This is a genomic window from Stenotrophomonas maltophilia group sp. Smal12 (assembly GCF_037079935.1).
GTDB lineage: Bacteria > Pseudomonadota > Gammaproteobacteria > Xanthomonadales > Xanthomonadaceae > Stenotrophomonas > Stenotrophomonas sepilia.
This window is the reverse complement of sequence record NZ_JBAWUK010000058.1, coordinates 1-25,974: the sequence shown is the minus strand read 5'-3', so window position 1 is coordinate 25,974 and position 25,974 is coordinate 1. Positions and strand designations below refer to the sequence as shown.

The 25,974-nt window shown below is 66.0% G+C and carries 20 protein-coding genes and 1 pseudogene; 13 read left to right on the top strand and 8 right to left on the bottom strand.

The window, feature by feature from the left end; genetic code table 11:
* Positions 1 to 77: 77 nt before the first annotated feature.
* Complete coding sequence (locus WDC87_RS19060) at positions 78 to 953, top strand: LysR substrate-binding domain-containing protein (RefSeq protein ID WP_072168282.1); 876 nt, start codon at positions 78 to 80, stop codon at positions 951 to 953.
* A gap of 166 nt (positions 954 to 1,119) precedes the next feature.
* Positions 1,120 to 3,003 carry an ATP-binding cassette domain-containing protein gene (locus tag WDC87_RS19055; protein WP_252744456.1) on the top strand — a complete coding sequence of 628 codons (1,884 nt, stop codon included), beginning with the start codon at positions 1,120 to 1,122 and terminating at the stop codon, positions 3,001 to 3,003.
* A 356-nt stretch (positions 3,004 to 3,359) separates the two neighbouring features.
* Here WDC87_RS19055 and WDC87_RS19050 read toward each other — a convergent pair whose 3' ends face one another.
* Complete coding sequence (locus WDC87_RS19050) at positions 3,360 to 3,821, bottom strand: cytochrome c (protein ID WP_252744455.1); 462 nt, start codon at positions 3,819 to 3,821, stop codon at positions 3,360 to 3,362.
* 9 nt (positions 3,822 to 3,830) lie between these two features.
* Complete coding sequence (locus WDC87_RS19045) at positions 3,831 to 4,214, bottom strand: c-type cytochrome (RefSeq protein WP_061477913.1); 384 nt, start codon at positions 4,212 to 4,214, stop codon at positions 3,831 to 3,833.
* Positions 4,215 to 4,419: 205 nt separating this feature from the next.
* Between WDC87_RS19045 and WDC87_RS19040 the strand changes: the two genes are divergently transcribed.
* The 3 genes and pseudogenes from WDC87_RS19040 to WDC87_RS19030 all read left to right on the top strand — a co-directional run bounded on the left by WDC87_RS19040 (position 4,420) and on the right by WDC87_RS19030 (position 12,166).
* Complete coding sequence (locus WDC87_RS19040) at positions 4,420 to 5,565, top strand: efflux RND transporter periplasmic adaptor subunit (RefSeq protein ID WP_049411461.1); 1,146 nt, start codon at positions 4,420 to 4,422, stop codon at positions 5,563 to 5,565.
* A 62-nt stretch (positions 5,566 to 5,627) separates the two neighbouring features.
* A pseudogene (locus tag WDC87_RS19035) lies at positions 5,628 to 9,083 on the top strand (efflux RND transporter permease subunit); the annotation flags it as partial.
* Positions 9,080 to 12,166 (top strand): efflux RND transporter permease subunit, encoded by a 3,087-nt coding sequence (locus WDC87_RS19030; RefSeq protein ID WP_252744454.1) that lies wholly within the window; start codon positions 9,080 to 9,082, stop codon positions 12,164 to 12,166. The pseudogene WDC87_RS19035 and the gene WDC87_RS19030, both read left to right, overlap by 4 nt.
* A 252-nt stretch (positions 12,167 to 12,418) precedes the next feature.
* Here the strand turns inward: WDC87_RS19030 and WDC87_RS19025 are convergent, their stop codons facing one another.
* The 6 genes from WDC87_RS19025 to ykgO form a co-directional block, all read right to left on the bottom strand.
* A complete protein-coding gene (locus WDC87_RS19025; RefSeq protein WP_049411467.1) occupies positions 12,419 to 13,651 on the bottom strand; it encodes a TraB/GumN family protein in 1,233 nt (410 codons plus the stop codon).
* On the bottom strand, positions 13,644 to 14,174 hold the full coding sequence (locus tag WDC87_RS19020) for a GNAT family N-acetyltransferase (protein ID WP_005416225.1): 531 nt from the start codon (positions 14,172 to 14,174) through the stop codon (positions 13,644 to 13,646). The genes WDC87_RS19025 and WDC87_RS19020 overlap by 8 nt, the downstream gene beginning before the upstream one ends.
* Before the next feature lie 14 nt (positions 14,175 to 14,188).
* A complete protein-coding gene (locus tag WDC87_RS19015) occupies positions 14,189 to 15,076 on the bottom strand; it encodes a carbon-nitrogen hydrolase (RefSeq protein WP_005416226.1) in 888 nt (295 codons plus the stop codon).
* Between the two features lie 162 nt (positions 15,077 to 15,238).
* Complete coding sequence (locus tag WDC87_RS19010; RefSeq protein WP_005416227.1) at positions 15,239 to 16,276, bottom strand: agmatine deiminase family protein; 1,038 nt, start codon at positions 16,274 to 16,276, stop codon at positions 15,239 to 15,241.
* 39 nt (positions 16,277 to 16,315) lie between these two features.
* Positions 16,316 to 16,615, bottom strand: coding sequence for a hypothetical protein (locus WDC87_RS19005; protein ID WP_227837998.1), 300 nt, complete (start codon positions 16,613 to 16,615; stop codon positions 16,316 to 16,318).
* A gap of 175 nt (positions 16,616 to 16,790) precedes the next feature.
* The gene (ykgO, locus tag WDC87_RS19000; protein WP_005409283.1) at positions 16,791 to 16,916 is read right to left on the bottom strand and encodes a type B 50S ribosomal protein L36; all 126 of its coding nucleotides are present in this window, start codon (positions 16,914 to 16,916) and stop codon (positions 16,791 to 16,793) included.
* A gap of 197 nt (positions 16,917 to 17,113) precedes the next feature.
* On the opposite strand from ykgO, the gene cmk reads away from it, so the two are divergent.
* From cmk to galU, 8 genes are all read left to right on the top strand, one after another.
* Entirely contained in the window at positions 17,114 to 17,791 is a 678-nt protein-coding gene (gene cmk / locus WDC87_RS18995) for a (d)CMP kinase (protein WP_252744453.1), read from the top strand.
* Positions 17,792 to 17,989: 198 nt separating this feature from the next.
* Entirely contained in the window at positions 17,990 to 19,675 is a 1,686-nt protein-coding gene (gene rpsA / locus WDC87_RS18990; protein WP_005416230.1) for a 30S ribosomal protein S1, read from the top strand.
* Between the two features lie 87 nt (positions 19,676 to 19,762).
* Positions 19,763 to 20,068 carry an integration host factor subunit beta gene (locus tag WDC87_RS18985; RefSeq protein WP_005409286.1) on the top strand — a complete coding sequence of 102 codons (306 nt, stop codon included), beginning with the start codon at positions 19,763 to 19,765 and terminating at the stop codon, positions 20,066 to 20,068.
* 77 nt (positions 20,069 to 20,145) lie between these two features.
* Complete coding sequence (locus tag WDC87_RS18980) at positions 20,146 to 20,430, top strand: LapA family protein (protein ID WP_301655238.1); 285 nt, start codon at positions 20,146 to 20,148, stop codon at positions 20,428 to 20,430.
* 6 nt (positions 20,431 to 20,436) lie between these two features.
* Positions 20,437 to 21,615 (top strand): lipopolysaccharide assembly protein LapB, encoded by a 1,179-nt coding sequence (gene lapB / locus WDC87_RS18975; RefSeq protein ID WP_005416232.1) that lies wholly within the window; start codon positions 20,437 to 20,439, stop codon positions 21,613 to 21,615.
* 3 nt (positions 21,616 to 21,618) lie between these two features.
* Positions 21,619 to 22,608, top strand: coding sequence for a glycosyltransferase family 4 protein (locus tag WDC87_RS18970; RefSeq protein WP_188241274.1), 990 nt, complete (start codon positions 21,619 to 21,621; stop codon positions 22,606 to 22,608).
* A 3-nt stretch (positions 22,609 to 22,611) separates the two neighbouring features.
* On the top strand, positions 22,612 to 24,525 hold the full coding sequence (locus WDC87_RS18965; RefSeq protein ID WP_032954120.1) for a nucleoside-diphosphate sugar epimerase/dehydratase: 1,914 nt from the start codon (positions 22,612 to 22,614) through the stop codon (positions 24,523 to 24,525).
* Complete coding sequence (gene galU / locus WDC87_RS18960) at positions 24,522 to 25,400, top strand: UTP--glucose-1-phosphate uridylyltransferase GalU (RefSeq protein ID WP_072168277.1); 879 nt, start codon at positions 24,522 to 24,524, stop codon at positions 25,398 to 25,400. The genes WDC87_RS18965 and galU overlap by 4 nt, the downstream gene beginning before the upstream one ends.
* Positions 25,401 to 25,974 lie beyond the last annotated feature (574 nt).

Here is a 25,974-nt window from a genome sequence, read left to right as displayed (position 1 = left end):
GGCAAGCGTGCGCCTGAGACGATGACCTGTAAAACGAATAATATGGGTGAAATCTACCTATGAGATGGGTAACTTTTATGCGCCTGACCCTGCGCCAGCTTCAGGTTTTCGTCGCCATCGCCGACCACGGCAGCACCACCGCCGCCGGCCAGGCCATCGCGCTCTCGCAGTCGGCCAGCAGCGCCGCCCTGCAGGAGCTGGAGGCGCACTTCGGCACCCCACTGTTCGACCGCATCGGCCGCCGCCTGGCCCTGAATGGTCATGGCCGCGCGCTGCTGGAGCCGGCGCGCACCCTACTGGTCAACGCCGCCGATCTGGAGCGGCAGCTGGCCGCCGGCGGCGACCCGTCGCAGGGCGCGCCGCTGCGATTGGTGCTGGCCGCCAGTACCACCATCGGCAACTACCTGCTGCCGCAGCGCATCGCTGAACTGCTGCGGCAGGCGCCGCAGGCCGAAGTCGACCTGCGCATCGACAATAGTGCTGGCGTAGTCGGCGCCGTGCAGCGCCTGGACGTCGACGCCGGCCTGATCGAAGGCCCGTGCCATGAGCGCGGTTTGCAGGTCACGGCCTGGCAGCAGGATCCGCTGGTGATCGTCGGCGCCGCCGACGTTCTCCCGCGCTGGTCGCTGGACGAACTGCGCCGCGCCCGCTGGCTGCTGCGCGAACCGGGCTCCGGCACCCGTGAAGCAGTGGAACAGGCCCTGCTGCCGCACCTGCGTGGCTTCGCCCAGACGCTGCAGCTGGGCAATACCGAAGCGATCAAGCAGGCCGCGATCGCCGGCCTCGGCCTGGCCTGCCTCTCGCGTCACGCGCTGGAAGAGCCGCTGGCGCTGGGTCGTCTGCGCGTGCTCGAAACCCCGTTGCCTCCGCTGCAGCGCACGCTGTGGCTGGTACGCCACCCCGGCAAGCAATGGCTGCCGGGGTTGCAGGCGTTGCTGGGGGAGGTGGGGTAGCCGGGATCCATCCGCACAGCGCGAATTCCACGACGGGATCCGCGCCCCGCCGTCCCACAGGAAACCAGCTTTTTGACGTTGCCGTTGAGGCTGCCGGCCAGCGGTCGGCACTACCGCGGGTGCCGGGTGCAACCCGGCCGACGCCCCCAACCCGTACAATATCCGGATGCCTCTGATTACTCTGCAGAACGTCGACTTCAGCGTCGGCGGCCCGTTGTTGCTGGAAAAGGCCGAACTGTCGATCGAGCCGGGTGAACGCATCGCCCTGATCGGCCGCAACGGCGCCGGCAAATCCACCTTGCTCAAGCTGCTGTCCGGCGACCACAAGCCCGATGACGGCGAAGTCCGCGTGCAGCAGGGCGTGCGCGTCACCCGCCTGGAGCAGGAAGTGCCACATGGCGCCGCCGGCTCGGTGTTTGACGTCGTCGCCGATGGCCTCGGTGAACTGGGCCAGTGGCTGGCCGAATTCCATCACCTCAGCCACGCCGAAGTATTTGATGGCGAAGCCCTGGGCAACGTGCAGGCCAAGATCGACGCCGCCAACGGCTGGGGCCTCGATCAGCGCGTCAGCGAAACCCTGACCAAGCTCGACCTGGACGGCGAGGCCGAGTTCGGCCGCTTGTCCGGCGGCATGAAGCGCCGCGTGCTGCTCGCCCGTGCGCTGGTGTCCAGCCCCGACGTGCTGCTGCTGGACGAACCGACCAACCACCTCGATATCGAAGCCATCGACTGGCTCGAAGCGTTCCTGAAGGGTTGGAGCGGCAGCGTGGTGTTCGTTACCCATGACCGCCGCTTCCTGCGCGCACTGGCCACCCGCATCGTCGAGATCGACCGTGGCCAGGTCACCAGCTGGCCGGGCGACTGGGCCAACTACGAGCGTCGCCGGGAGGAACGCCTCAACGCGCAGGCGCAGGAAAACGCGCGCTTCGACAAGCTGCTGGCGCAGGAAGAAGTCTGGATCCGCCAAGGCATCAAGGCGCGCCGCACCCGCGATGAGGGCCGCGTGCGCCGCCTGAAGGCGATGCGCGTGGAGCGTTCGCAGCGCCGTGATTTCAGCGGCAACGTCAAGATGGAAGCCGCACAGGGCATCAGCTCTGGCAAGAAGGTCATCGACGTCAAGGATATTTCGTTCGCCTTCGGTGAGCGCACCATGGTCCGCGACTTCACCACCACCATCATGCGCGGCGACCGCATCGGCCTGATCGGCCCCAACGGCAGCGGCAAGACGACGCTGCTGAAGCTGCTGCTGGGCGAGCTACAGCCGGCCAAGGGCGAAGTCAACGCCGGCACCAACCTGCAGATCGCCTATTTCGACCAGTACCGTGCGGTGCTGCGCGAAGACTGGAGCGCGATCGAGAACGTGGCCGAAGGCCGCGATTTCCTCGAGTTCAACGGCAAGCGCAAGCACGTGCATGCCTACCTGCAGGACTTCATGTTCACCCCGGAACGCGCGCGTGCGCCGATCACCCGCCTGTCCGGTGGCGAGCGCAACCGCCTGCTGCTGGCCAAGCTGTTCGCGCAGCCGTCCAACCTGCTGGTGATGGACGAACCGACCAACGACCTGGACGTGGAAACCCTGGAGCTGCTGGAAGAGCTGCTGGGCGAGTACACCGGCACCCTGCTGCTGGTCAGCCATGACCGTGACTTCATCGACAACGTGGTGACCTCCACGCTGGTGATGGAAGGCGACGGCGTGATCGGCGAGTACGTCGGTGGCTACAGCGACTGGCAGCGTTATGCGGCCAGCGTGGCAGCGCCTGCCGCGACCCCCGCCGCCAAGCCGGCAGCCGCAGCACCTGCCGCGCCGGCTGCTGCCACCCCGGCTGCGCCCAAGCGCAAGCTGGCCTACAAGGAAGCGCGCGAGCTGGAGCAGCTGCCGAAGACCATCGAGAAGCTGGAAAGCGATGTCGAAGGGCTGACCTCGGCGATGAACGATCCGTCGTTCTACACCCGCAGCAGTGCCGAAGTGACCGCGCACACCCAGCAGCTGGCCAAGGTGCAGGCCGAGCTGGATGCCGCGTACGCGCGCTGGGAAGAGCTGGAAGGCTGAGCGGCTACCACGGCCGTCTCGCCCTGCGGGCGGCTGTGGTTTTTGATCTGATTCCGCCTTGAAGCGAGCCGAGCACCGCAGGTCCGGCGAGGGCGAAGAGGCGCGGGTGTCTGAGCGCAGCGAGTTCCCGCGCCGTCCCTCGGTGGACCGAGGAGCGCAGGGTACCGGTGCGTAGCATCGGCTCGCGGACGGCGGAGCGTTTCTTTTGGTTACTTTTCTTTGCGAGCACCGCACTGCAGGAGCAGAGCGGAACGGCATAGCCGGCCCGCAGGGTGACGCACAAGGATGTGCGTCATCAAGAAAAGTAACGCCCATGAACGCATCAGATTGCAGCAGTCATGATCCGCGCAGAGCGGTCATTTGACCCCGTGCAGATCCCGCAACTGGCTCGGCCGGCTGCCGAAATACGCCGCCAGATCGGCGATGTCCTGATCGCTCAGGTCCTTCGCCTGCGGCGTCATCAGCGCATGCTGGCGGTCGCCGGCGCGGTAGGCCTGCAGCGCATGCGCCAGATAGTCGCCGTACTGGCCACCCAGTTTCGGATAGGTCGGATCGATCGGCGCATTGCCGTCGGCCCCATGGCAGTCGATGCAGCTCTGGTTGGTGGCCTTGCCCTTCACCTTGGCGCGGGCTTCACCGGCGACCTCGCGGCCTGCCGGCAGGCCAGCGGAGGACGAAGAACCGTGTTCGCCGCTGGCATGGCCCGGGTCGGCGGCGGATTTCTCGCTGTTTTCCACCTGCGACTGCGAACAGGCCGCCAGCAGCAGGGCAACGGACAGGGCGATGGCGTGACGCATCGGATGCGCGGCTTTCGACATGGGCGGGCCTTACTTGACGGTGGACAGGTAAACAGAGAGATCGGCGATCTCCTGTTCGCTGAAACTCATCGACTGTGCCTGCATCGTCGGATGCCGGCGCTTGCCCTGGCGGTACTCGGTCAGGGCCTGGGCCAGGTACTGCTGGGTCTGGCCGCCGATCTTCGGCACCCGGTAGCTGGGGTAGGCGTTCTTGTAGCCGGTGATGCCGTGGCACCCCTGGCAGGTGTAGGCCAGGACACGGCCATTGTCGAAGTTGCCGGTGGGCGTGGCAGGCGCCGGCGCGGCGGCAGGCGCCGGGGCGGGTGTGGCAGGAGCGGGAGCGGGCTGTGCGGCGGCCCCAAGGGGCAGGAGGACGGCCAGAGCGAGACAAGCGGCGAGCGGCTGCGGGCGCATGGTGTCGTTTCCGGGGATTCGGGTCTGGTCGTTCCGGCGTGGGGTACGGAACGCCCCGAGTATAGCCTCAGGTTTCATCTAGCTGAAATGGGGGCGGGCCGACCAGCGGCGTGAAGACACCATGACCTTTGGGATATGGTGTTGCCGTGAAGTGGTGCATTACTTTGCTACCACACCTGTCCACGCATCCTCCAGGGACCCGACGATGTCGCACCCAACCTTCCTGTCCGGCCGTCGCAGCGGAATCTGCGCTGCCGCACTGCTGATCTCCACCTCCCTGCTGCTGGGCGGTTGCGCCGCAGGGCCCAATTCCGAAGCCAAGGCTGCCGAGACCAAGGAGGAGAAGAAGGTCGACGCCGTCCCGGTCGAAGTGGCGGTGGCCAGCCATCGTGCCGTCGCGGCCAGCTACACCGGTACCGCTGCACTGGAGCCACGCGCCGAGTCGCAGGTGGTCGCCAAGACCTCCGGCGTAGCCCTGGCGGTGCTGGTCGAGGAAGGGCAGCGGGTCACCGCCGGCCAGCCGCTGGTGCGGCTGGACCCGGATCGTGCACGCCTGGCCGTGGCGCAGAGCGAAGCGCAGATGCGCAAGCTGGAAAACAACTACCAGCGCGCACAGAAGCTGGTCGGCCAGCAGATGGTCAGCGCCGCCGATGTCGACCAGCTACGCTACGACCTGGAGAACGTCCGTGCGCAGTACCGCCTGGCCACGCTGGAGCTGTCCTACACCACGGTGGTGGCACCGATCTCGGGTGTGATCGCCTCACGCTCGATCAAGACCGGCAACTTCGTGCAGATCAATACACCGATCTTCCGCATCGTCGACAACTCGCGGCTGGAGGCCACCCTCAACGTACCCGAACGTGAGCTGGCCACCCTGCGTGCCGGCCAGCCGGTGACGCTGGCGGCCGACGCACTTCCGGGCCAGAGCTTCACCGGCACCGTTGACCGCATCGCGCCGGTGGTGGACTCGGGCAGCGGCACGTTTCGCGTGGTCAGTGCCTTCGATGGCGCCGCCCACGCGCTGCAGCCCGGCATGTTCGGCCGCATCCGCATCGATTACGACCAGCGTGCCGATGCGCTGGTGGTGCCGCGCCTGGCGTTGCTCGATGACGGTGAACCTGCGGTGTTCCGCGTGCGCGAAGGCAAGGTCGCACGCGTTCCGGTCAAGCTGGGTTACGCCGAGGGCCCGTGGGTGGAGATCCGTGATGGCCTGGCGGCCGGTGATCAGGTGGTCACTGCCGGCAAGGTCGCCCTGCGCGACGGCACCACGGTGCAGGTGATTGCCGATCCGAAGGCGAAGGCGGTCGCGGCGGCGGCCAAGCCCGCAGACAAGGCCGGGAGCAAGCAATGACCGCCCCGGGCCACGACCACGGTGCCTCGCCGGCGAGCGACGGCGCCGCCGCCGGCATGCGCGGCGGCCTGGTGGAATTCGCCACGCGCCGCCGCGTGACCATCGCCATGTGCACGGTCACCCTGCTGCTGTTCGGCCTGATCGCGCTCGGCAACCTCAAGGTCAACCTGCTGCCCGACCTGAGCTACCCGACGCTGACCGTGCGCACCGAATACACCGGTGCGGCGCCGACCGAAATCGAAACCCTGATCACCCAGCCGGTTGAAGAAGCGGTGGGCGTGGTCAAGAACCTGCGCAAGCTGAAGTCGGTCTCGCGCACCGGCCAGAGCGATGTGGTGCTGGAGTTCGCCTGGGGCACCAACATGGACCAGGCCAGCCTGGAGGTGCGCGACAAGATGGAAGCGCTGAACCTGCCACTGGAGGCCAAGGCCCCGGTGCTGCTGCGCTTCAATCCGTCCACCGAGCCGATCATGCGCCTGGTGCTGTCCAACAAGGTCGCGCCGACCAGCGATGCCGATGCGGTCCGCGAGCTGACCGGCCTGCGCCGCTATGCCGATGAAGACCTGAAGAAGAAGCTGGAGCCGGTCACCGGCGTGGCAGCAGTGAAGGTGGGCGGTGGCCTGGAAGACGAGATCCAGGTCGACATCGACCAGCAGAAGCTGGCGCAGCTGAACCTGCCGATCGACACCGTCATCAAGCGTCTCAAGGACGAGAACATCAACATCTCCGGCGGCCGCCTGGAAGAGGGCTCCCAGCGCTTCCTGGTGCGTACCGTCAACCAGTTCGCTGACCTCGAGGAAATCCGCAACCTGCTGGTCACCGCCCAGGCCGCCAACGGCAGCGCAGCGGATTCGGCGCTGCAGCAGATGTTCAACATCGCCGCGTCGACTGGTTCGGCTGCAGCCATCGCCGCCGCGTCGGCGGCACAGAGCGCATCGTCCGCTGGTGGCTCCAGCGTGGTCGCCAATGGCGTGCCGGTACGCCTGAAGGACGTGGCCACGGTGCGGCAGGGCTACAAGGAGCGTGAAGCGATCATCCGCCTGGGCGGCAAGGAATCGGTCGAGCTGGCCATCTACAAGGAAGGCGACGCCAACACCGTGTCCACCGCCGAAGCGCTGCGCAAGCGCCTGGAGCAGATCAAGGGCACGTTCCCGTCCGATGTCGAGCTGACCACCATCGAGGACCAGTCGCGCTTCATCGAGCACGCCATCGCCGACGTCAAGAAGGACGCGGTGATCGGTGGCCTGCTGGCGATCCTGATCATCTTCCTGTTCCTGCGCGATGGCTGGAGCACGTTCGTGATCAGCCTGTCGTTGCCGGTCTCGATCATCGCCACGTTCTTCTTCATGGGGCAGCTCGGCCTGAGCCTGAACGTGATGTCGCTGGGTGGCCTGGCATTGGCCACCGGCCTGGTGGTGGATGACTCGATCGTGGTGCTGGAGAGCATCGCCAAGGCTCGTGAGCGTGGCCTGGGCATCCTGCAGGCGGCGATCGCCGGCACCCGTGAAGTGAGCATGGCGGTGGTTGCCTCGACCCTGACCACCATCGCCGTGTTCCTGCCGCTGGTGTTCGTCGACGGGATTGCCGGACAGCTGTTCCGCGACCAGGCGCTGACCGTGGCGATCGCCATCGCGATCTCGCTGCTGGTGTCGATGACCCTGATCCCGATGCTGAGCTCGCTGAAGGGGCGGCCACCGCTGGCGTTCCCGGAAGAGGCGCCGAACGCAGCATGGCAGCCGCAGAAGCGCTGGCAGAAGCCGGTCGCGCTGGGCCGCCGTGGCGTGGTTGCCAGCGCGCGCTGGAGCTTCTATGCGCTGGCCTGGCTTGTCGTGCGCGTGTGGCGTGGCGTGGTGGCAGTGGTCGGCCCGGTGATGCGCAAGGCCAGTGATCTGGCGATGAAGCCCTATGCAGGCGCCGAGCGAGGCTACCTGCGCCTGCTGCCGAGTGCGCTGGCGCATCCCGGCAAGGTGCTGGGCGTGGCAGCCATCATCTTCGTGGCGACCATGGCGCTGGTACCGATGCTTGGCGCGGACCTGATTCCGCAGCTGGCGCAGGACCGGTTCGAAATGACGGTGAAGCTGCCGGCCGGCACGCCGCTGAAGCAGACCGATGCGCTGGTGCGCGAGCTGCAGCTGGCGCACGGCAAGGGGGAGGGCGTGGCCTCGCTGTATGGCGTCAGTGGCAGCGGCACCCGGCTGGATGCCAGTCCGACCGAAAGCGGTGAGAACATCGGCAAGCTGACTGTGGTGATGGAAGGTGGTGGCAACGCGCGCACCGAAGCAGCAATCACCGAGCGCCTGCGCGGCACCATGAGCCAGCACCCGGGCGCCCAGGTCGACTTCGCGCGGCCGGCATTGTTCAGCTTCTCCACGCCGTTGGAAATCGAACTGCGCGGGCAGGACATGGCCACCCTGGAAGTGGCCGGGCAACGCCTGGCGGCGATGCTGCGCGGCAATGCGCACTACGCCGACGTGAAATCGACGGTGGAAGAGGGCTTCCCGGAAATCCAGATCCGCTTCGACCAGGAACGCGCGGGTGCGCTGGGCCTGACCACCCGCCAGATCGCCGACGTGGTGGTGAAGAAGGTGCGCGGCGACGTCGCCACCCGCTACAGCTTCCGAGATCGCAAGATCGACGTGCTGGTGCGTGCCCAGGAAGGTGACCGCGCCAGCGTCGAGAGCATCCGCCGTCTGATCGTCAATCCGGGCAGCACCCGCCCGGTCACCTTGGACGCGGTGGCCGACGTGGTCGCCACCACCGGCCCCAGCGAGATCCATCGTGCCGACCAGACCCGGGTGGCGGTGGTATCGGCCAACCTGCGCGACATCGACCTTGGCGCCGCCATGCGCGAAGTGCAGCAGATGGTGGCCGAGCAGCCGCTGGGCGCGGGCGTTGGCCTGCACATCGGTGGCCAGGGCGAGGAGCTGGCGCAGGCGGCGAAGTCGCTGATCTTCGCCTTTGGACTGGCGATCTTCCTGGTCTACCTGGTGATGGCCTCGCAGTTCGAGTCGCTGCTGCACCCGTTCGTGATCCTGTTCACCATCCCGCTGGCGCTGGTCGGCGCGATCCTGGCGCTGATGCTGACCGGCAAGCCCATCTCGGTGGTGGTGTTCATCGGCCTGATCCTGCTGGTCGGCCTGGTCACCAAGAACGCGATCATCCTGATCGACAAGGTCAACCAGCTGCGCGAAGCCGGCGTGGCCAAGCATGAGGCGCTGGTGGAAGGTGCGCGTTCGCGCCTGCGCCCGATCATCATGACCACGCTGTGCACGCTGTTCGGCTTCCTGCCGCTGGCGGTGGCGATGGGCGAGGGCGCCGAAGTGCGTGCACCGATGGCGATCACCGTGATCGGTGGCCTGCTGGTGTCGACGCTGCTGACGCTGCTGGTGATCCCGGTGGTGTACGACCTGATGGATCGTCGCGGCGACGCCTACTACCGTGAGCGCGGCCGCAAGCATGCCGGTGAAGGCCTGCATGGCGACGAGGGCGGCACGGCAGGTGTGGAGGAGCCGGCATGAGCGTTGCCGAGTTCTCCATCCGCCGCCCGGTCACTACCATCATGTGCTTCGTGTCGCTGGTGGTGATCGGCCTGATCGCTTCGTTCCGGCTGCCGTTGGAGGCGCTGCCGGACATCTCCGCGCCGTTCCTGTTCGTGCAGATCCCGTACACCGGTTCGACGCCCGAGGAAGTGGAGCGGACCATCATCCGCCCGGTCGAGGAGTCGCTGGCGACGATGACCGGCATCAAACGCATGCGCTCATCGGCCACCTCCGAGGCGGCGCTGATCTACAACGAGTTCAGCGACTGGGACCGCGACATCGCCATTGCCGCGTCCGACGCGCGCGAGCGTATCGATGCGATCCGCAGCGACCTGCCCGACGACCTGCAGCGCTACAACGTTTTCAAGTGGTCCAGCAGTGACCAGCCGGTACTGAAGGTGCGCCTGGCCAGCACCACCGACCTGACCACTGCCTATGACATGCTCGACCGTGAGTTCAAGCGGCGCATCGAGCGCATCCCGGGTGTGGCCCGCGTCGATATCACCGGTGCACCGCCGAACGAGGTGGAGATCGCCATCGATCCGAACCGGCTCAACGCGCATGGGTTGAGCATCAACGAGCTGAGCGAGCGCCTGCGCAAGCTGAACTTCTCGATCTCGGCCGGTCAGATCGACGACAACGGCCAGCGCGTGCGCGTGCAGCCGGTGGGCGAGATCACCGACCTGCAGGAAATGCGCGACCTGGTGATCAACGCCAAGGGCCTGCGCCTGGGCGATATCGCCGACGTGCGCCTGAAGCCGGCGCGGATGAACTACGGGCGCCGTCTGGACGGCAACCCGGCGGTGGGCCTGGATATCTTCAAGGAGCGCAGTGCCAACCTGGTGGACGTCTCGCGTGCGGCGCTGGCCGAAGTCGAGGCGATCCGCGCGCAGCCGTCGATGCGCGACGTGCAGATCAAGGTGATCGACAACCAGGGCAAGGCAGTGACCTCGTCACTGCTGGAGCTGGCCGAAGCCGGTGCGGTCGGCCTGATCCTGTCGGTGACGGTGCTGTTCTTCTTCCTGCGCCATTGGCCGTCGACGCTGATGGTGACCCTGGCCATTCCGATCTGCTTCACCATCACCCTGGGCTTCATGTACTTCGTCGGGGTGACGCTGAACATCCTGACCATGATGGGCCTGCTGCTGGCCGTGGGCATGCTGGTCGACAACGCCGTGGTGGTGGTGGAGAGCATCTACCAGGAGCGCGAGCGCATGCCGGGGCAGCCACGGCTGGCCTCGATCATCGGCACCCGCAACGTGGCCATCGCGCTCAGCGCCGGTACGCTGTGCCACTGCATCGTGTTCGTGCCGAACCTGTTCGGCGAGACCAACAACATCAGCATCTTCATGGCGCAGATCGCGATCACCATCTCGGTCTCGCTGCTGGCCTCGTGGCTGGTCGCGGTCAGCCTGATTCCGATGCTGTCCGCACGCATGGCCACACCCAAGCTGGTGCACTCGCAGACCGGCCTGATCGCGCGCCTGCAGCGGCGCTATGCACAGTTGCTGGACTGGTCGCTGCATCACCGCGGTTGGAGCCTGCTCGGCATCCTGCTGGTGGTGCTGGTCAGCCTGGTGCCGATGAAGCTGACCAAGGTCGACATGTTCGGTGGCGAGGGCGGCAAGGACATCTTCATCGGCTACATGTGGAAGGGCGCCTACACCTACCGGCAGATGTCCGAGGAAGTGGCGCGCGTGGAGAGCTGGATCGACCAGAACCGCGAGCGCCTGCACGTCAAGCAGGTGTACTCCTGGTACAGCGAGCAGGAAGGCAGCTCCACGGTGGTCACCCTGGACGAGAAGTACGCCAAGGACATCAAGGCGCTGCAGGAAGAGTTGCGCAAGGGCCTGCCGAAGTCCGCCCGCACCGACTATTTCGTCGGCAACCAGGGCGGCGATGGTGGGGGTGGCGGCAACCAGGGCGTGCAGGTGCAGCTGGTGGGCGATTCCAGCTCGATGCTGCAGGAGATCGGCCAGGAAGTGGTGCCGTTGCTGGCGCAGCGTGCCGAACTGCGGGACGTGCGCATCGACAATGGCGAGAAGGGCGGCGAGCTGAAGGTGCGCGTCGACCGTGAGCGTGCCGCAGCGTTCGGCTTCAACGCCGAACAGGTGGCCAGCTTCGTCGGCCTGGCGCTGCGCGGCGCACCGATGCGCGAGTTCCGCCGCGGTGACAATGAAGTGCCGGTGTGGGTGCGCTTTGCCGGCGCCGAGCAGAGCAGCCCGGAAGACCTGGCCGGTTTCAGCGTGCGTACCGGCGATGGCCGCAGCGTGCCGCTGCTGAGCCTGGTCACCGTGGACGTTGGTTCGTCGGCCACCCAGATCGGCCGTACCAACCGTCAGACGACATTGACCATCAAGGCCAACCTGGCCGGGAAGGTCACCGCGCCGGACGGGCGCAAGGCGATCGAAGCCGTGCTCAAGCCGATGAACTTCCCGGCCGGCTACGGCTTCACCTTCGATGGCGGCGACTACGGCAACGATGATGAAGCCATGCAGCAGATGGTGTTCAACCTGCTGATCGCGCTGGTGATGATCTACGTGGTGATGGCGGCGGTGTTCGAGTCGCTGCTGTTCCCGGCGGCAATCATGAGTGGCGTGCTGTTCTCGATCTTCGGCGTGTTCTGGCTGTTCTGGATCACCGGCACCTCGTTCGGGATCATGTCCTTCATCGGCATCCTGGTGCTGATGGGCGTGGTGGTGAACAACGGCATCGTGATGATCGAGCACATCAACAACCTGCGGCGCAGCGGCATGGGCCGTACCCAGGCGCTGGTGGAAGGCTCACGCGAACGCCTGCGCCCGATCATGATGACCATGGGCACGGCGATCCTGGCGATGGTGCCGATCTCGCTGACCGACACGCAGATGTTCGGCAATGGCCCGGAGTACTCGCCGATGGCGCGTGCGATTGCCGGCGGCCTGGCGTTCTCGACCGTGGTCAGCCTGCTGTTCCTGCCGACGATCTACGCGGTGCTCGATGACCTGCGTAATGCCGTGACGCGCCTGATCCGCCGTGCGCGTGGAGTGGAAATGGTAGAGCCGGGCGCTGCCCGGCTGTAACGCACGTCAACGTGTTGTGGTGTGGGGGAGGCCGGTCGTAGTGGGGCGGTCTCCCCCTTTTTTTGCTCGCCGCGTCTGCTTGCCTCTGTAGAGCCGAAGGCAGCGGCAGGAGCCGCTGCCAACGTCGCTTGCGACGGCCCGGAGGGTGTCGGCCAGGACGGCCGGCATAGCCATGCTCGGCTGCTGTTCGCCGCGTTGCGGCATCGCCCGGGCATGGGCTCGGGCGCTACAGATTCTGTGGCCGGTTGAGGCTTACCCCGCCACCTTGCCCCACACCTTGAACGTGGTCAGCCACAGGCCGAGCATGCTGCCGATGTTGGTCAGCATGAAGGTCAGCACCACGCGGGTAACGCGATTGCGGTACCAGCCCTTCAGGCTCTGCGCATCGTCGCGCAGCTTCAGGAAGTCCTCGTAGGCTGGCTTGCGCACACGCGCTTCCACCAGTGCCGAGAAGGCGCCGGTCGGGATGCTCAGGCGGAACGGCTTGAACGGGGCCACCGCGATCGCGGTGAGGATGCTCAGCGGGTGACCGCCGGCCAGAAGGCAGCCCAGGCCGGCCAGGCCGCCGGTATACATCGCCCAGGTTGCCAGCAGCTCGGTGCCTACGCCCAGGCCGCCGCGGTAGAAGCCTACGCCGATGCCGGTCGCCACGATCGCCAGGATGCCCAGCGTGAACCACGGGATGTTGCGCTTCTTCGGCACCGCCTCCAGCTCGGCGCGCAGCGGCGCCGGTGCCTCGGTGTCGGTTTCCAGGTGGCGTGCCAGACCCGCCAGGTGGCCGGCTCCGACCACTGCCAGCACTTCGCGCTGGTGCGGGTCGTGTTCTTCGCGCAGGCGGGTGGCCATGTAGCGGTCGCGCTCGCCGATGATGGTTTCGTACAGCGCCGGGCTCTCGCTGGCGAACTCACCGAAGCTCGATTCCAGCATGTCGCCCTGTTTGAGCTTCTCGATCTCGTTCTCGCCCACTTCCTCGGACGAGAACAGGCCGGCGCCGAGGCCGGCAACCAGCTTCAGCTTGCCGAAGAAGCCCAGCCGTTGCGACGCGCGGCGGAAGGTCAGGCCGACCTCGCGGTCGATCAGGTGCACCGGCAGGTTGCGTTCGCGGGCGAGTTCCACCGCACGTTTCAGCTCGGCACCGGGCTCGATGTCGAGTTGCTCGGCCAGGCGGCGCTGATAGGCGGACAGAGCCAGGTTGGCGGCGAACAGGGCGACGCGGCCCTTGCGGATCACCTCGACCAGGTCGAGCTTGGCGAGTGTGTCGGGGTCGCTCAGCGCCTGCAGGCGCTGCGGGTCCAGCTCGACGGCAACGGCATCGAAGCGGCCGCTGTCGATGGCTTTTTCAACGGCCTCGACGCTGGCGCGGGAGACGTGGGCGGTGCCCAGCAGGGTGTAGCGCACGCCGTCGCGTTCGACGACGCGCACCGGCTGGCCGGCGAACAGGTCGTCGCCGGTCTCGGGAAGGGTTTCGGTCATGGGTTCATTCATTGGAGGGTGCGGTGTCGGCGCCATCGCCGAGCGCGCGCTGCATCTGTACGGTGTCCAGCCAGCGGCCATGCTTGCGGCCGAGGCCACGGAACACGCCCACCAGCTCGAATCCGAAGCGTTCGTGCAGCTTGATCGAGGCGGTGTTGGTCGGTTCGCCGATCACCGCCACCATCTGCCGGTAGCCACGTGCCACGCAGGCGTCGATCAAGGCCTGCAGCAGGCCGGTGCCGACACCCTTGCCCTGGAACGCGGCATCGACGTAGACCGAGTTCTCCACGGTCCACTGGTAGGCAATGCGGGTGCGATAGGTGTTGGCATAGGCATAGCCAGCCACCTGGCCGTCGATCTCGGCGACCAGGTAGGGGAAGCCACGATCGATGATGTCGCGCATGCGGCGCAGCATCTCGGTCGCGTCCGGGATGTCGTACTCGTAGGTGTTGACGAAATCGGTCACTTCCACCGCGTAGATGGCGGTGATCGCGTCGATGTCGGCCGGGCCGGCATCACGGATGAGGACGGCCATGCGCGGGCTCCGGCTCAGTCGATGTAGCGCTTGAGCAGGTCGCCGTATGCATCGATGCGGCGATCGCGCAGGAACGGCCAGATGCGGCGCACATGCTCGCTGCGCTGCAGGTCGACGTCGCACAGCAGCACGGTGGCCTCGGTGCCGGCCTCGGCCAGGAACTCGCCCTGCGGGCCGAGCACGTGGCTGTTGCCCCAGAACTGGATGCCCGACGCGCCCAGCGGCGACGCCTCGTGGCCGACGCGGTTGCAGCTCAGCACCGGCAGGCCGTTGGCCACGGCGTGGCCACGGTGGCTCAGCACCCAGGCGTCGCGCTGGCGGGTCTTCTCGTCCTGCACGTCGTCCGGGTCCCAGCCGATTGCGGTCGGGTACAGCAGCAGTTCGGCGCCGGCCAGCGCCATCAGGCGCGCCGCTTCCGGGTACCACTGGTCCCAGCACACCAGCACGCCCAGGCGGCCCACCGAAGTGTCGATCGGCTTGAAGCCGATGTCGCCCGGGGTGAAGTAGAACTTCTCGTAGAAGCCCGGGTCGTCCGGGATGTGCATCTTGCGGTACTTGCCGAGCAGGCTGCCGTCCTTTTCAAACACCACGGCGGTGTTGTGGTACAGGCCGGCAGCGCGGCGCTCGAACAGCGAGCCGACCAGCACCACGCCATGCTTCTTCGCCAGTGCGCCCAGGCGCTCGGTGCTTGGGCCCGGAATGGATTCGGCCAGGTCGAATTCGTCCACCGATTCGTGCTGGCAGAAATACGGGCCGTTGTGCAGTTCCTGCAGCAGCACCAGCTTGGCACCCTGCGCAGCCGCCTCGGCCACGCGTGCTTCGATCACCGCCAGGTTGGCGGCGGCATCACCGTGGTTGCGCTCCTGGATCAGGGCGACGGTAAGGGGGCTGCGCGAGTTCATGCGGGGCGTTCCTGCGGGGGAAAACCTGCATGTTAGCGCGGATGGGCGGCGACGGCGTGTTGCGCGCTGAATGGGTGATGGTCGTGCCGGCCGCTGGCCGGCATCCCCATCAATCCGTCAGGCATTGCCTGGTTGCCGGCCAGCGGCCGGCACTCCCTTTTCTCAGACCTTCAACAACCCGGCCGGCAGCTGCATGGTGATGCAGTGCAGGCTGCCGTTCTGCCAGATCAGCGAGCGGCAAGGCACCTGCACGATCTCGCGACCCGGATGCGCCTGGGCCAGCACATCACGGGCCAGGTCGTCGGCCGGGTCGCCATAGGCCGGCATCAGCACCGCGCCGTTGACGATCAGGTAGTTGGCGTACGACGCAGCAAGACGGCGGCCTTCGTCGATCACCGGCCGCGCCCACGGCAGCGGGAACAGGCGATACGGCTGGCCGTCCTTGGTGCGCAGCGCGGCCAGCTCATTGCCCATCGCCTGCAGCTCGGCGTAGTGCGAATCGCTCTCGTCGTCGCAGGCCTGGTAGACGATGCTGTCAGCGGAGGCGAAGCGGGCGAGGGTGTCGATGTGGGCGTCGGTGTCGTCGCCTTCCAGGTAGCCGTGGTCCAGCCACAGCACGCGGTCCTGCTGCAGCCAGTCGGCCAGGTCGGCGCTCAGGCTGGCGCGGTCGCGGTCCGGGTGGCGTTCGTGCAGGCACTTCCAGGTGGTCAGCAGGGTGCCTTCGCCGTCGGTTTCGATGCCACCGCCTTCCAACGCGAACGGAATGCTGCGCACAGGGGCGTCGTTGAACACGCCAGCCTGGTCGAGCACGCCCACCAGCTGGTCATCCAGAGTGGCGTCGAACTTGCCGCCCCAGCCAGTGAAGCGGAAGTCCAGCAGCTGGAAACCGCCGTCGGCGCGGCGCAGGGTGATCGGGCCGGAGTCGCGCAGCCAGGTATCGTCGTAGGCGGCCGTGGTGAAGTGGACCTTGTCCATGTCGATGCGGTTGGAGCGCAGCCGCATTTCGGCATAGGTCTCCACATCGTCGTCGGCCACGCAGATCAGCACCGGCTGGAAGCGGGTGATGGCCGCGACCAGGGCGATGTAGGTCTCTTCCACCTGGCCCAGGCGGTCGGCCCAGTCGGTGTCGGCGGTGGGCCAGGCAATCAGGACGCCGCTCTGGGCTTCCCACTCGGCAGGAAAACGAAGGGTCTGGTTCATGGTCTCGCTACACAGGCCCGCCCACGGCGGGTAAAGGGATCAACGGATCGGTGGTTTCGGGCCGATTTCGTTCGGGTCCGCCTGGTTGGCCACCACGTCGATCACCTTCTGCTTCTCGAAGTAGACGGTGAACTGCGGGTACACCCAGCGGTTGATGGTCGGCCACTGCCGCTTCTGCCCGCCACGCGGCTGCAGTTGTTCGCTGGGCGCGCCGAACTGCGCCTGCACCTGCTGCATGCTCTGGCCGCGCACGGGCAGGGCACCGGCCGGCTTCTCGCGGGCACGGTCGACAAGCAGGGTATCGGCCAGTGCCGGTGTGGCGGCGGCCAGGGTGGCCATTACGGTCAGGGCGGACAGGTAACGCTTCATCTCGATCTACTCCCCAGTGGTCAAGAAAGGCGATTACAGCAAAAACGGCAGGAAAAAGCCGCATAAACAAAAAACCGCCCGAAGGCGGTTTCTTGCATCGGGTCGGCCCCGCGTAGGGCCAGCCGCAGCCGGAAGGCTGTGAGGCTTAGCGCTGACGCGCCTTGAAACGCGGGTTCGACTTGCAGATGACGAAGATCTTGCCACGACGACGCACGACCTTGCAGTCACGGTGACGGGCCTTCGCCGACTTCAGGGAGGACAGGACTTTCATGGCATACCTCGGCGTAAACAGTAGTTGTTCGGGTGGAGCGTGGCCGCGATATGCGAAAGACAATCGGCAGTTGACGCTCGTTCAAGCCCGCCATTCTACCGGGCTTTTCCTCATGGTTTCAAGTGGTTGCACAAAAGATCCCGCTGGGGGCGTCTGGCAGGGGCTAGAATGGCCTCTTCACACGCTCTGGGACCCCCATGAATCCACTCGCTCCCGTCCTGACCATCGACGGCCCATCCGGGGCCGGCAAGGGTACCATCAGCCGCATCATCGCGCGCAGGCTGGGCTGGCATTACCTGGATTCGGGCGCGCTGTACCGGGCGGTGGGCGTGGCCGCAAGCTGGGCCGACATCGACACCTCCGACGCCTCCGCGCTGGTCCGCTGCACCTTTGACACTCACGTTCAGTTTGTCGAGCAGGGCGCTGCCATGCGAGTCATGGTCAACGGCACCGATGCCACCGACGAGCTGCGCCTGGAGACCACCGGGGCGCTGGCCTCGGCCATTGCCGCCATCCCGGAGGTCCGGGCCGCCTTGAAGGAGCGGCAGCGCGCATTCAGGGAACTGCCAGGCCTGGTCGCCGACGGCCGCGACATGGGCACGGTGATCTTTCCGGACGCCCCCTACAAGGTCTTCCTGACCGCCAGTGCCGAGGAGCGCGCCGAGCGCCGGCATAAGCAGTTGAAAGACAAGGGGGTTTCTGTTAACTTTGATGACCTCCTGCGCGAGATCATGGCCCGCGACGCCCGTGATGCTCAGCGTACCGTGGCGCCCCTGAAGCCGGCAGACGATGCTGTCCTCATCGACACCACAGGCATCGGCATCGATGATGTCGTTGCCCGAGTGATGGATCTGCTTCCGGTTCCGGCTGCCTGATCCGTTCGCGCGGGAGCACTGCCAGCCGCATCGGCAGTGGTCGCGCATAGCAGTGCTGTACCAGCCCCGTCGCGCAATGATGCGTGGCGGTTTTCCTACTACACACGACCTGCGTTTCCGGGGTCGACCAACAGGCGGGCGGTCGCCATTCCCCTGAAGGGGACGCCACCGACCCATGTGTCCAACAGAGTAAATCTAATGACCGAATCATTTGCCGAACTGTTTGAAGCCAGCCAGGCCAACCTGGCCAAGCTGAAGCCGGGCGCCATCGTCAGCGGTACCGTTGTTGAAGTCCGCGGCGACGTCGTGGTGATCAACGCTGGCCTGAAGTCCGAAGGCATCGTGCCGATCGAACAGTTCCGTAACGACGCTGGCGAAATCGACGTCGCCGAAGGCGACATCGTCAAGGTCGCCCTCGACTCGATCGAGAACGGCTTCGGCGAAACCGTCCTGTCGCGCGAGAAGGCCAAGCGCGCGATGGTGTGGGACGAGCTGGAAGAAGCGTTGGAGAAGAACGAAACCATCACCGGCCGCATCAGCGGCAAGGTCAAGGGTGGTTTCACCGTGGACATCAAGGATGTCCGCGCCTTCCTGCCGGGTTCCCTGGTCGATGTGCGCCCGGTGCGCGATCCGGCCTACCTGGAAGGCAAGGAACTCGAGTTCAAGCTCATCAAGCTGGACCGCAAGCGTAACAACGTCGTGGTCTCGCGCCGCGCTGTCGTCGAAAGCGAGCACTCGGAAGAGCGCGAGCAGCTGATGGACAAGCTGCAGGAAGGCGCGATCCTGAAGGGTGTCGTCAAGAACCTGACCGATTACGGCGCGTTCGTGGATCTGGGCGGTATCGACGGCCTGCTGCACATCACCGACATGGCGTGGAAGCGCGTGCGTCACCCGTCGGAAGTCGTGAACGTCGGCGACGAGCTGGACGTCCGCGTGCTGAAGTTCGACCGCGAGCGCAACCGCGTTTCGCTGGGCCTGAAGCAGCTGGGCGAGGATCCGTGGGACAACATCGGCCGTCGTTACCCGGCCAACAGCCGCGTCTTCGGCAAGGTCTCCAACGTCACCGATTACGGCGCGTTCGTTGAGATCGAGCCGGGCGTCGAAGGCCTGGTGCACGTCTCCGAGATGGATTGGACCAACAAGAACGTCAACCCGTCCAAGGTTGTCCAGGTGGGTGATGAAGTCGAAGTGATGGTGCTGGACGTCGATGAAGAGCGTCGCCGCATCTCGCTGGGCATGAAGCAGGTTGCCGCCAATCCGTGGGAAACCTTCGCTGCCACCCACAAGAAGGGTGACAAGGTGTCGGGCCAGATCAAGTCGATCACCGACTTCGGCATCTTCATCGGCCTGGACGGCGGCATCGACGGCCTGGTCCACCTGTCCGACATCAGCTGGAACACCACCGGCGAAGACGTCGTTCGCAACTTCAAGAAGGGCGATACCCTGGACGCCGTCGTCCTGGCCGTCGATCCGGAGCGCGAGCGCATCTCCCTGGGCGTGAAGCAGCTGGAGCAGGATCCGTTCGGCCAGTACATGGCTGCCAATCCGAAGGGTTCCAAGGTCGAAGGCGTGGTGAAGGAAGTCGACGCCAAGGGCGCGATCATCGAGCTGGCTGACGGCATCGAAGGTTACGTCTCGGCCCGCGACATCGCCAACGAGCGCGTTGACGACGCCACCCAGCACCTGAAGGTCGGCGACAAGGTCGAAGCCAAGTTCGTGGGCATGGACCGCAAGGGCCGTACCCTGCAGCTGTCGATCAAGGCCAAGGACGACGCTGAAATGCGCGAAGTGCTGGAGGAATACCAGTCCTCTTCGGCTTCCAGCGGCACCACCCAGCTGGGCGCGCTGCTGCGTGCACAGCTGAACGGCAACAAGTCCGAGTAATCGGCCTTAGGCTGTTTGATGTTTCCTGGACGGCCCGGGCATTGCCCGGGCCGTTTCAGGCTGAGATGCCCCTGATGTGAGCCGGTAATGACCAAATCCGAACTGATCGAAATCCTTGCGCGCCGCCAGGCGCACCTGAAGGCCGATGATGTCGATCTGGCGGTGAAGTCGTTGCTGGAAATGATGGGCGGATCGCTGTCCGCCGGGGATCGCATCGAAATCCGTGGATTTGGCAGCTTCTCGCTGCACTATCGTCCGCCGCGCCTGGGTCGCAACCCGAAGACCGGCGAATCGGTTGCCCTGCCGGGCAAGCATGTCCCCCATTTCAAGCCGGGCAAGGAACTGCGCGAGCGGGTCAGCAGTGTGCTGCCGCTGGACGCCGATCCGGCCTGAGCCTGCCGTCGCGCCACCGCGTGCGAATCCAGCCGCGAGTCGGATAAGCTACGGACTCCTGCCACTGGAGCTGTCGCATGAAGGTTTTTCGTCTGCTGGTCCTGCTGGCGGTACTCATTCTTGGGTTGATCATCGGTGCCATGAACATGGACGAGATGACCATCAACCTTGTTTTCACCCAACTGAAGACCTCGGTCGGCGTGGGAATCATTGCCGCATTGCTGATCGGCGTCATCGTCGGTGCTGGCCTGGTGCTGGTGAGCGTGGTCATTCCGCTCTACGGCCAGCTGCGTCGCGCCAACAAGTCCGCTGCCGCTTCGCCGGCACCGGTTGCTTCCCCCCAATCTTTTGATGGACGTTGATCGAAGATGGATTTCGTCACCGAGTGGTTCTGGTTCTTCCTGTTCGTACCGCTGGCCGCACTGGCCGGCTGGGTGATCGGGCGGCGTGGTGGCCAACGCCACGGTGACAGCCAGGTCAGCCGCCTGTCGAGCACCTATTTCCGTGGCCTGAACTACCTGCTCAACGAGCAGCCGGACAAGGCCATCGAGCTGTTCCTGCACATCGCCGAGCTGGACAAGGAAACCTTCGAGACCCAGGTCGCGCTGGGCCATCTGTTCCGCCGTCGTGGCGAGGTCGACCGCGCCATCCGCCTGCACCAGGGCCTGGTCAATCGCCATGACCTGAGTGACGCACAACGCGTGCAGGCCCTGCTGGCCCTGGGCGAGGACTACATGAAGTCCGGCCTGCTGGACCGTGCCGAGACCGTGTTCACCGAGCTGGCCCAGCTGGATCAGCGCGCACCGCAGGCGCTCAAGCACCTGATCGGCATCTACCAGGCCGAGCGTGACTGGGAAAAGGCGATCGACAACGCCACCCGTTTCGAGGATGTCACCGGCGAGCCGATGGGCAAGCTGATCGGGCAGTTCGAGTGCGAACTGGCCGAGCGATTCCGTGGCGCCGGCAAGCTGGAAGAGGCGAGGGCAGCGATCGCCCGCGCCTATCAGGCCGACGCGATGTCGGTGCGCGCCGGCATCATCGAGGGCCGGTTGGAAACCGACGCAGGCAATCCTGAGGCCGCCGTGCGCGCCTTCGAGCGCGCCGCGCGCAACGATCCCGAATACCTGCCGGAACTGCTGCCGGCGTTGATGCAGAACTATCGCAAGGTGGGCGATCTGGCAGGTGCGCGCGCGTTCCTGTCGGAGATGACCGAGCATTACCGTGGCATTGCCCCGGTGCTGGCGCTGACCCGGCTGATGGAGGAGCAGGAAGGCGTGGCCCCGGCGCGTGCCTACCTCGGCCGCCAGCTGAAGGATCGCCCGTCGGTGCGTGGCGAGTCCGCGCTGATCGACCTCACCCTCGCCGAGGGCGCCGATTCCACCGCCACCCTGCATGACCTCAAGCACATCACTGACCAGCTGCTGGTGCGTAACCCGGCCTATCGCTGCACCCGCTGCGGCTTCGGTGCGCGTACCCACCACTGGCAGTGCCCGAGCTGCAAGGAGTGGGGAACGGTCAAGCCACTGCTGAACTACGCGGTGCTCTGATCCATGCCCTGGCTTGTGATGGGCGCGCTGCTGGGGCTCGCCCTGCTGAGTGCGGTGCTGACCTGGGCTGCACGTGGCTATGCGCTGCGCCAGCAGTTGATGGACCAGCCCGGCGAACGCCGCAGCCATAGTGTCGCTACCCCGCGCGGTGGCGGCATTGCCATCGTCATCAGCCTGCTGGTGACTGCAGCCGTGGCCGTCTGGGCCTGGCCCGAAAGCACGCCGACAGTGCTGGTGGCCAGCCTTGGGCTGGTGCTGGTGGCCGGCATCGGCTGGTGGGACGACCACAGGCCCCTGCCAGCGATGCGTCGCCTGCTGGTGCATTTCATCGCCGCGGCGCTGCTGGCCGGCCTGGTGAAGGTGAATGGCGGCAGCTGGCTGTTGGCGGCGCTGGTGCTGCTGTTCACCGCCTCACTGATCAACATCTGGAATTTCATGGACGGCATCAACGGCATTGCCGCCAGCCAGGCCGTCGTGGCGATGCTGGGGCTGGCGCCGGTGCTGCCGTGGCCGTACTCGCTGGCTGCCGTGGCCCTGGGCCTGGCCTGCCTTGGATTCCTGCCGTTCAACTTCCCTCGGGCCCGGATCTTCATGGGCGATGTCGGAAGCGGCGCGTTGGGGTACGCGGTCGCAGCGGTGCTGGCGCTCGCCAGCGTGCGTACCGATATCAACTGGATCCTGCTGCTGGTCCCGGTTTCGCCGTTCCTCGTGGACGCGGGCTTCACACTGCTGGCGCGCATCATTTCGGGACAACGCTGGATGGAACCCCATACCCAGCACGTCTACCAGCGCGCGGTGCAGGCAGGAGCCAGTCACCCCCAGGTGACAGGGATGTACTTTGCTTTGGGCCTGTTCAGTATTACAGTGTTCAATGTCTGCTCCAATTTGCAGCCGAGGTGGGAGGCTGCCGTGGCGATCGCGTGGTTCACCGCGCTGAGCGTCCTCTGGCTCCTCCTGCGCAATGGAATGCGCTACCGACAAGGAAATACCTGACTTATGGCTTCACCCTGGCGGGACAGAATCCTCGGCCTGATGCCGCGTTCGGCCATCGTCTGCCACGACCTCTTCATGGTCTGGGCATGCTGGCAGTTGCTCCATGCAGGGCGTTACTCGATCCTGCCCAACGCTCCGGCGCTGCCCCTGTGGAACGTCGATACCACCCTGGTGCTGCTGCTGCAGGGCCTGGTGTTCTGGCGCGTGGGCCTGTATCGCGGGCTATGGCGGTTCGCCAGCGTCAGCGACCTGCTGAACATCTTCAAGGCCAGCTTCATCGGCATGGTCGCCATCGTCCTGGTGCTGATGTGGAAGCGCTTCGACGGCGTGCCGATGTCGGTGCTGGTGATCTACCCGTTCGCGCTGTCGGCCCTGCTGGGCGCACCGCGCCTGCTGTACCGGGCCTGGAAGGATTACCAGGCACTGCAGTCCGATTCCAGCGCCCGCCGCGTGCTGATCCTCGGCGCTGGCCAGGCGGCGGAAACACTGGTGCGCGACCTGCGTCGTTCCGGCAACTTCGAGCCGGTCGGGCTGCTCGACGATGCACCGCACCTGCGGGGTGCCAAGCTGCAGGGCCTGCCGATCCTCGGCACCCTGGATGACGCCCCGACGGTGGTCCGCGAGACCGCTGCCAAGCTGCTGGTCATTGCCATGCCATCACTGGACGCCGCAGGCATGCAGCGCGTTGTCGCGATCTGCGAAAGCACCGGTGTGCCGTTCCGTACCGTGCCCAAGCTCAGCGACATCCTGCAGGGCCAGTCGCTGCCGGGCCAGCTGAAGGAAGTGGCGATCGAAGACCTGCTGGGCCGCAAGCCGATCATGCCGGACTGGAACCTGATCCGCGGCTGGTTGGGTGGGCGCACTGTGATGGTTACCGGCGCCGGTGGTTCGATCGGCTCGGAGCTGTGTCGCCAGTGCGCGCGGCACGGTGCAGGTCGCATCATCCTGCTGGAAATCAGCGAGCTGCTGCTGCTGACCATCGAAGGCGAGCTGCGGCGCAGCTTCCCCGATGTCGAGATCGAGGCGGTGCTGGGCGACTGCGGTGACCCGGCGGTGATCCGCCACGCGCTGTCGCTGCACCCGGTCGATACCGCCTTCCATGCCGCCGCCTACAAGCACGTGCCCGTGCTGGAGCGGCAGCTGCGCGAAGCGGTGCGCAACAACATCCTGGCGACCGAGAACGTCGCCCGCGCGTGCCTGGAAGCCCGCGTGGAGCATTTCGTGTTCATTTCCACGGACAAGGCGGTCGACCCGGTCAATGCGCTGGGTGCGAGCAAGCGCTACGCCGAGATGATCTGCCAGAGCCTGGACCAGAAGTCCACCCACACCCGTTTCGTCACGGTGCGCTTCGGCAACGTGCTGGCGTCGGCCGGCAGCGTGGTGCCGCTGTTCCGCGAGCAGATCCTGCGCGGTGGTCCGGTCACGGTCACCGACCCGGAAGTCAGCCGTTACTTCATGACCATCCCCGAGGCCTGCCAGCTGATCCTGCAGGCGGCCGCGTCGGCGTCGCATGGTGCGATCTACACCCTGGACATGGGCGAGCCGGTGCCGATCCGCGTGCTGGCCGAGCAGATGATCCGCCTGACCGGCAAGCAGCCGTACAAGGACATCCAGATCATCTACACCGGCCTGCGCCCGGGCGAGAAGCTGCACGAGACCCTGTTCTATTCGGACGAAGACTACCGTTCGACCGCCCACCCGAAGATTCTCGAGGCCGGCGTGCGTACGTTCTCGCGCGACCTGGTGCTGGGCAATGTTCCGCGCCTGCGCGAGGCGATTGCCAGCTACGACACTGCCAGCATCCAGGAAATCCTGTTTGCGACGATGCCGGAATTCTCGCCAATCGAACAGGATGCTTACATTTCATCCGCTAAAGTCGTGCCCTTTCCGGCACGTGAGGCAAACAGGCACCAATGAGCAAGCGAATTCGCAAGGCAGTTTTCCCGGTGGCAGGACTGGGAACGCGTTTTTTGCCAGCAACCAAGACTGTGCCGAAGGAGATGCTGCCGATCATTGATCGGCCGCTGATCCAGTACGCCGTTGATGAAGCCATCGAAGCCGGCTGCGACACGCTGGTGTTCATCACCAACCGCTACAAGCACGCGGTCGCCGATTATTTCGACAAGGCCTACGAACTGGAGCAGAAGCTCGAGCGCGCCGGCAAGCAGGAGCAGCTGGAGCTGATCCGGCATGTGCTGCCCAATGGCGTGCGCGCGATCTTCGTGACCCAGGCCGAGGCGCTGGGCCTCGGGCACGCAGTACTGTGTGCCAAGGCTGTGATCGGTGACGAGCCGTTCGCGGTGCTGCTGCCCGACGATCTGATCTGGAACCGCGGTGCCGGTGCGCTGAAGCAGATGGCCGACCTCAATGAAGCCAGCGGTGCCAGCGTGATCGCGGTCGAAGACGTCCCGCACGAAAAGACCGCCAGCTACGGCATCGTCGCCACTGAGGCGTTCGATGGCCGCAAGGGCCGCATTTCGCAGATCGTCGAGAAGCCGAAGCCGGAGGACGCGCCGAGTGACCTGGCAGTGGTCGGCCGCTACGTGCTGAGCCCGAAGATCTTCGAGCTGCTGGAACAGACCCGGACTGGTGCCGGCGGTGAGATCCAGCTGACCGATGCGATTGCCGAGCTGCTGAAGACCGAAGAAGTCGATGCCTATCGTTTCGAGGGCACCCGCTTCGACTGCGGTACGCACCTGGGGCTGGTGGAGGCGACGATCCGCTTCGCGCTGGACAACCCGAAGCTGGCCGGCCCCGCGCGGGAGAAGCTGGCGGCGATGCTGGCGGAGTAAGGGATTTAGCAAGCGCTCCGTCAGCGCTTTGATTGATACATGGGGGAGGGGGCGGATGGCCCTCTCCAAAACACGCCAAAGCCCTTCCATGGTGCTCGATGGCGCCATCCCTGGCGCCAACGGTTTTGGAGAGGGCCATCCGCCCCCTCTCGACAGTTTCCTGCGGGCGCGGACGGGAAGGGCGGAATCAAAGGCGAGAGCAACAAGCAAAAAAGGCAGCCAATGGCTGCCTTTTTTGCTTGTTGGGGTCAGATCCCTTTGCGCAGCAAAGGGATCTGACCCCGGCCTTTGACCCTGCCTTTGCTCATCCCTCCGCCGCGGGGGGGGGGCTGGAAGGGCCGGGGTGGGGGGGGGGGGGGGGGGGGGGGGGGGGGCGGGGGGGGCGCGCCGGGCGCGCCCGGCGCGGGGGCGGCGGGGGGGGGGGGGGGGGGGGGTCCCCCGCCCCCCGCCCTCTCCCCCTCCCCGGGCCCCCCGCAAACATCTTACGACCGCTAATAAAAACCTCGACGACACCTGGGGGGGGGGGTTCGGGTGCTTAAAGGTGTCTTTATTGTGCTGCGGCGTCGGGGGGGCG

What these genes read in the sequence shown, in the direction of transcription:
- WDC87_RS19055 (WP_252744456.1), top strand. Translation starts at nt 1,120, where the DNA reads ATGCCTCTGATTACTCTGCAGAACGTCGACTTCAGCGTCGGCGGCCCG.
- WDC87_RS19020 (WP_005416225.1), bottom strand. Translation starts at nt 14,174, where the DNA reads ATGGCCGTCCTCATCCGTGATGCCGGCCCGGCCGACATCGACGCGATC.
- lapB (WP_005416232.1), top strand. Translation starts at nt 20,437, where the DNA reads ATGGATTTCGTCACCGAGTGGTTCTGGTTCTTCCTGTTCGTACCGCTG.
- WDC87_RS19005 (WP_227837998.1), bottom strand. Translation starts at nt 16,615, where the DNA reads ATGGCCACCCTGGCCGCCGCCACACCGGCACTGGCCGATACCCTGCTT.
- ykgO (WP_005409283.1), bottom strand. Translation starts at nt 16,916, where the DNA reads ATGAAAGTCCTGTCCTCCCTGAAGTCGGCGAAGGCCCGTCACCGTGAC.
- WDC87_RS19040 (WP_049411461.1), top strand. Translation starts at nt 4,420, where the DNA reads ATGTCGCACCCAACCTTCCTGTCCGGCCGTCGCAGCGGAATCTGCGCT.
- galU (WP_072168277.1), top strand. Translation starts at nt 24,522, where the DNA reads ATGAGCAAGCGAATTCGCAAGGCAGTTTTCCCGGTGGCAGGACTGGGA.
- WDC87_RS19025 (WP_049411467.1), bottom strand. Translation starts at nt 13,651, where the DNA reads ATGAATGAACCCATGACCGAAACCCTTCCCGAGACCGGCGACGACCTG.
- WDC87_RS18985 (WP_005409286.1), top strand. Translation starts at nt 19,763, where the DNA reads ATGACCAAATCCGAACTGATCGAAATCCTTGCGCGCCGCCAGGCGCAC.
- WDC87_RS18980 (WP_301655238.1), top strand. Translation starts at nt 20,146, where the DNA reads ATGAAGGTTTTTCGTCTGCTGGTCCTGCTGGCGGTACTCATTCTTGGG.
- WDC87_RS18970 (WP_188241274.1), top strand. Translation starts at nt 21,619, where the DNA reads ATGCCCTGGCTTGTGATGGGCGCGCTGCTGGGGCTCGCCCTGCTGAGT.
- WDC87_RS19060 (WP_072168282.1), top strand. Translation starts at nt 78, where the DNA reads ATGCGCCTGACCCTGCGCCAGCTTCAGGTTTTCGTCGCCATCGCCGAC.
- WDC87_RS19030 (WP_252744454.1), top strand. Translation starts at nt 9,080, where the DNA reads ATGAGCGTTGCCGAGTTCTCCATCCGCCGCCCGGTCACTACCATCATG.
- cmk (WP_252744453.1), top strand. Translation starts at nt 17,114, where the DNA reads ATGAATCCACTCGCTCCCGTCCTGACCATCGACGGCCCATCCGGGGCC.
- WDC87_RS18965 (WP_032954120.1), top strand. Translation starts at nt 22,612, where the DNA reads ATGGCTTCACCCTGGCGGGACAGAATCCTCGGCCTGATGCCGCGTTCG.
- WDC87_RS19015 (WP_005416226.1), bottom strand. Translation starts at nt 15,076, where the DNA reads ATGAACTCGCGCAGCCCCCTTACCGTCGCCCTGATCCAGGAGCGCAAC.
- WDC87_RS19050 (WP_252744455.1), bottom strand. Translation starts at nt 3,821, where the DNA reads ATGTCGAAAGCCGCGCATCCGATGCGTCACGCCATCGCCCTGTCCGTT.
- WDC87_RS19045 (WP_061477913.1), bottom strand. Translation starts at nt 4,214, where the DNA reads ATGCGCCCGCAGCCGCTCGCCGCTTGTCTCGCTCTGGCCGTCCTCCTG.
- WDC87_RS19010 (WP_005416227.1), bottom strand. Translation starts at nt 16,276, where the DNA reads ATGAACCAGACCCTTCGTTTTCCTGCCGAGTGGGAAGCCCAGAGCGGC.
- rpsA (WP_005416230.1), top strand. Translation starts at nt 17,990, where the DNA reads ATGACCGAATCATTTGCCGAACTGTTTGAAGCCAGCCAGGCCAACCTG.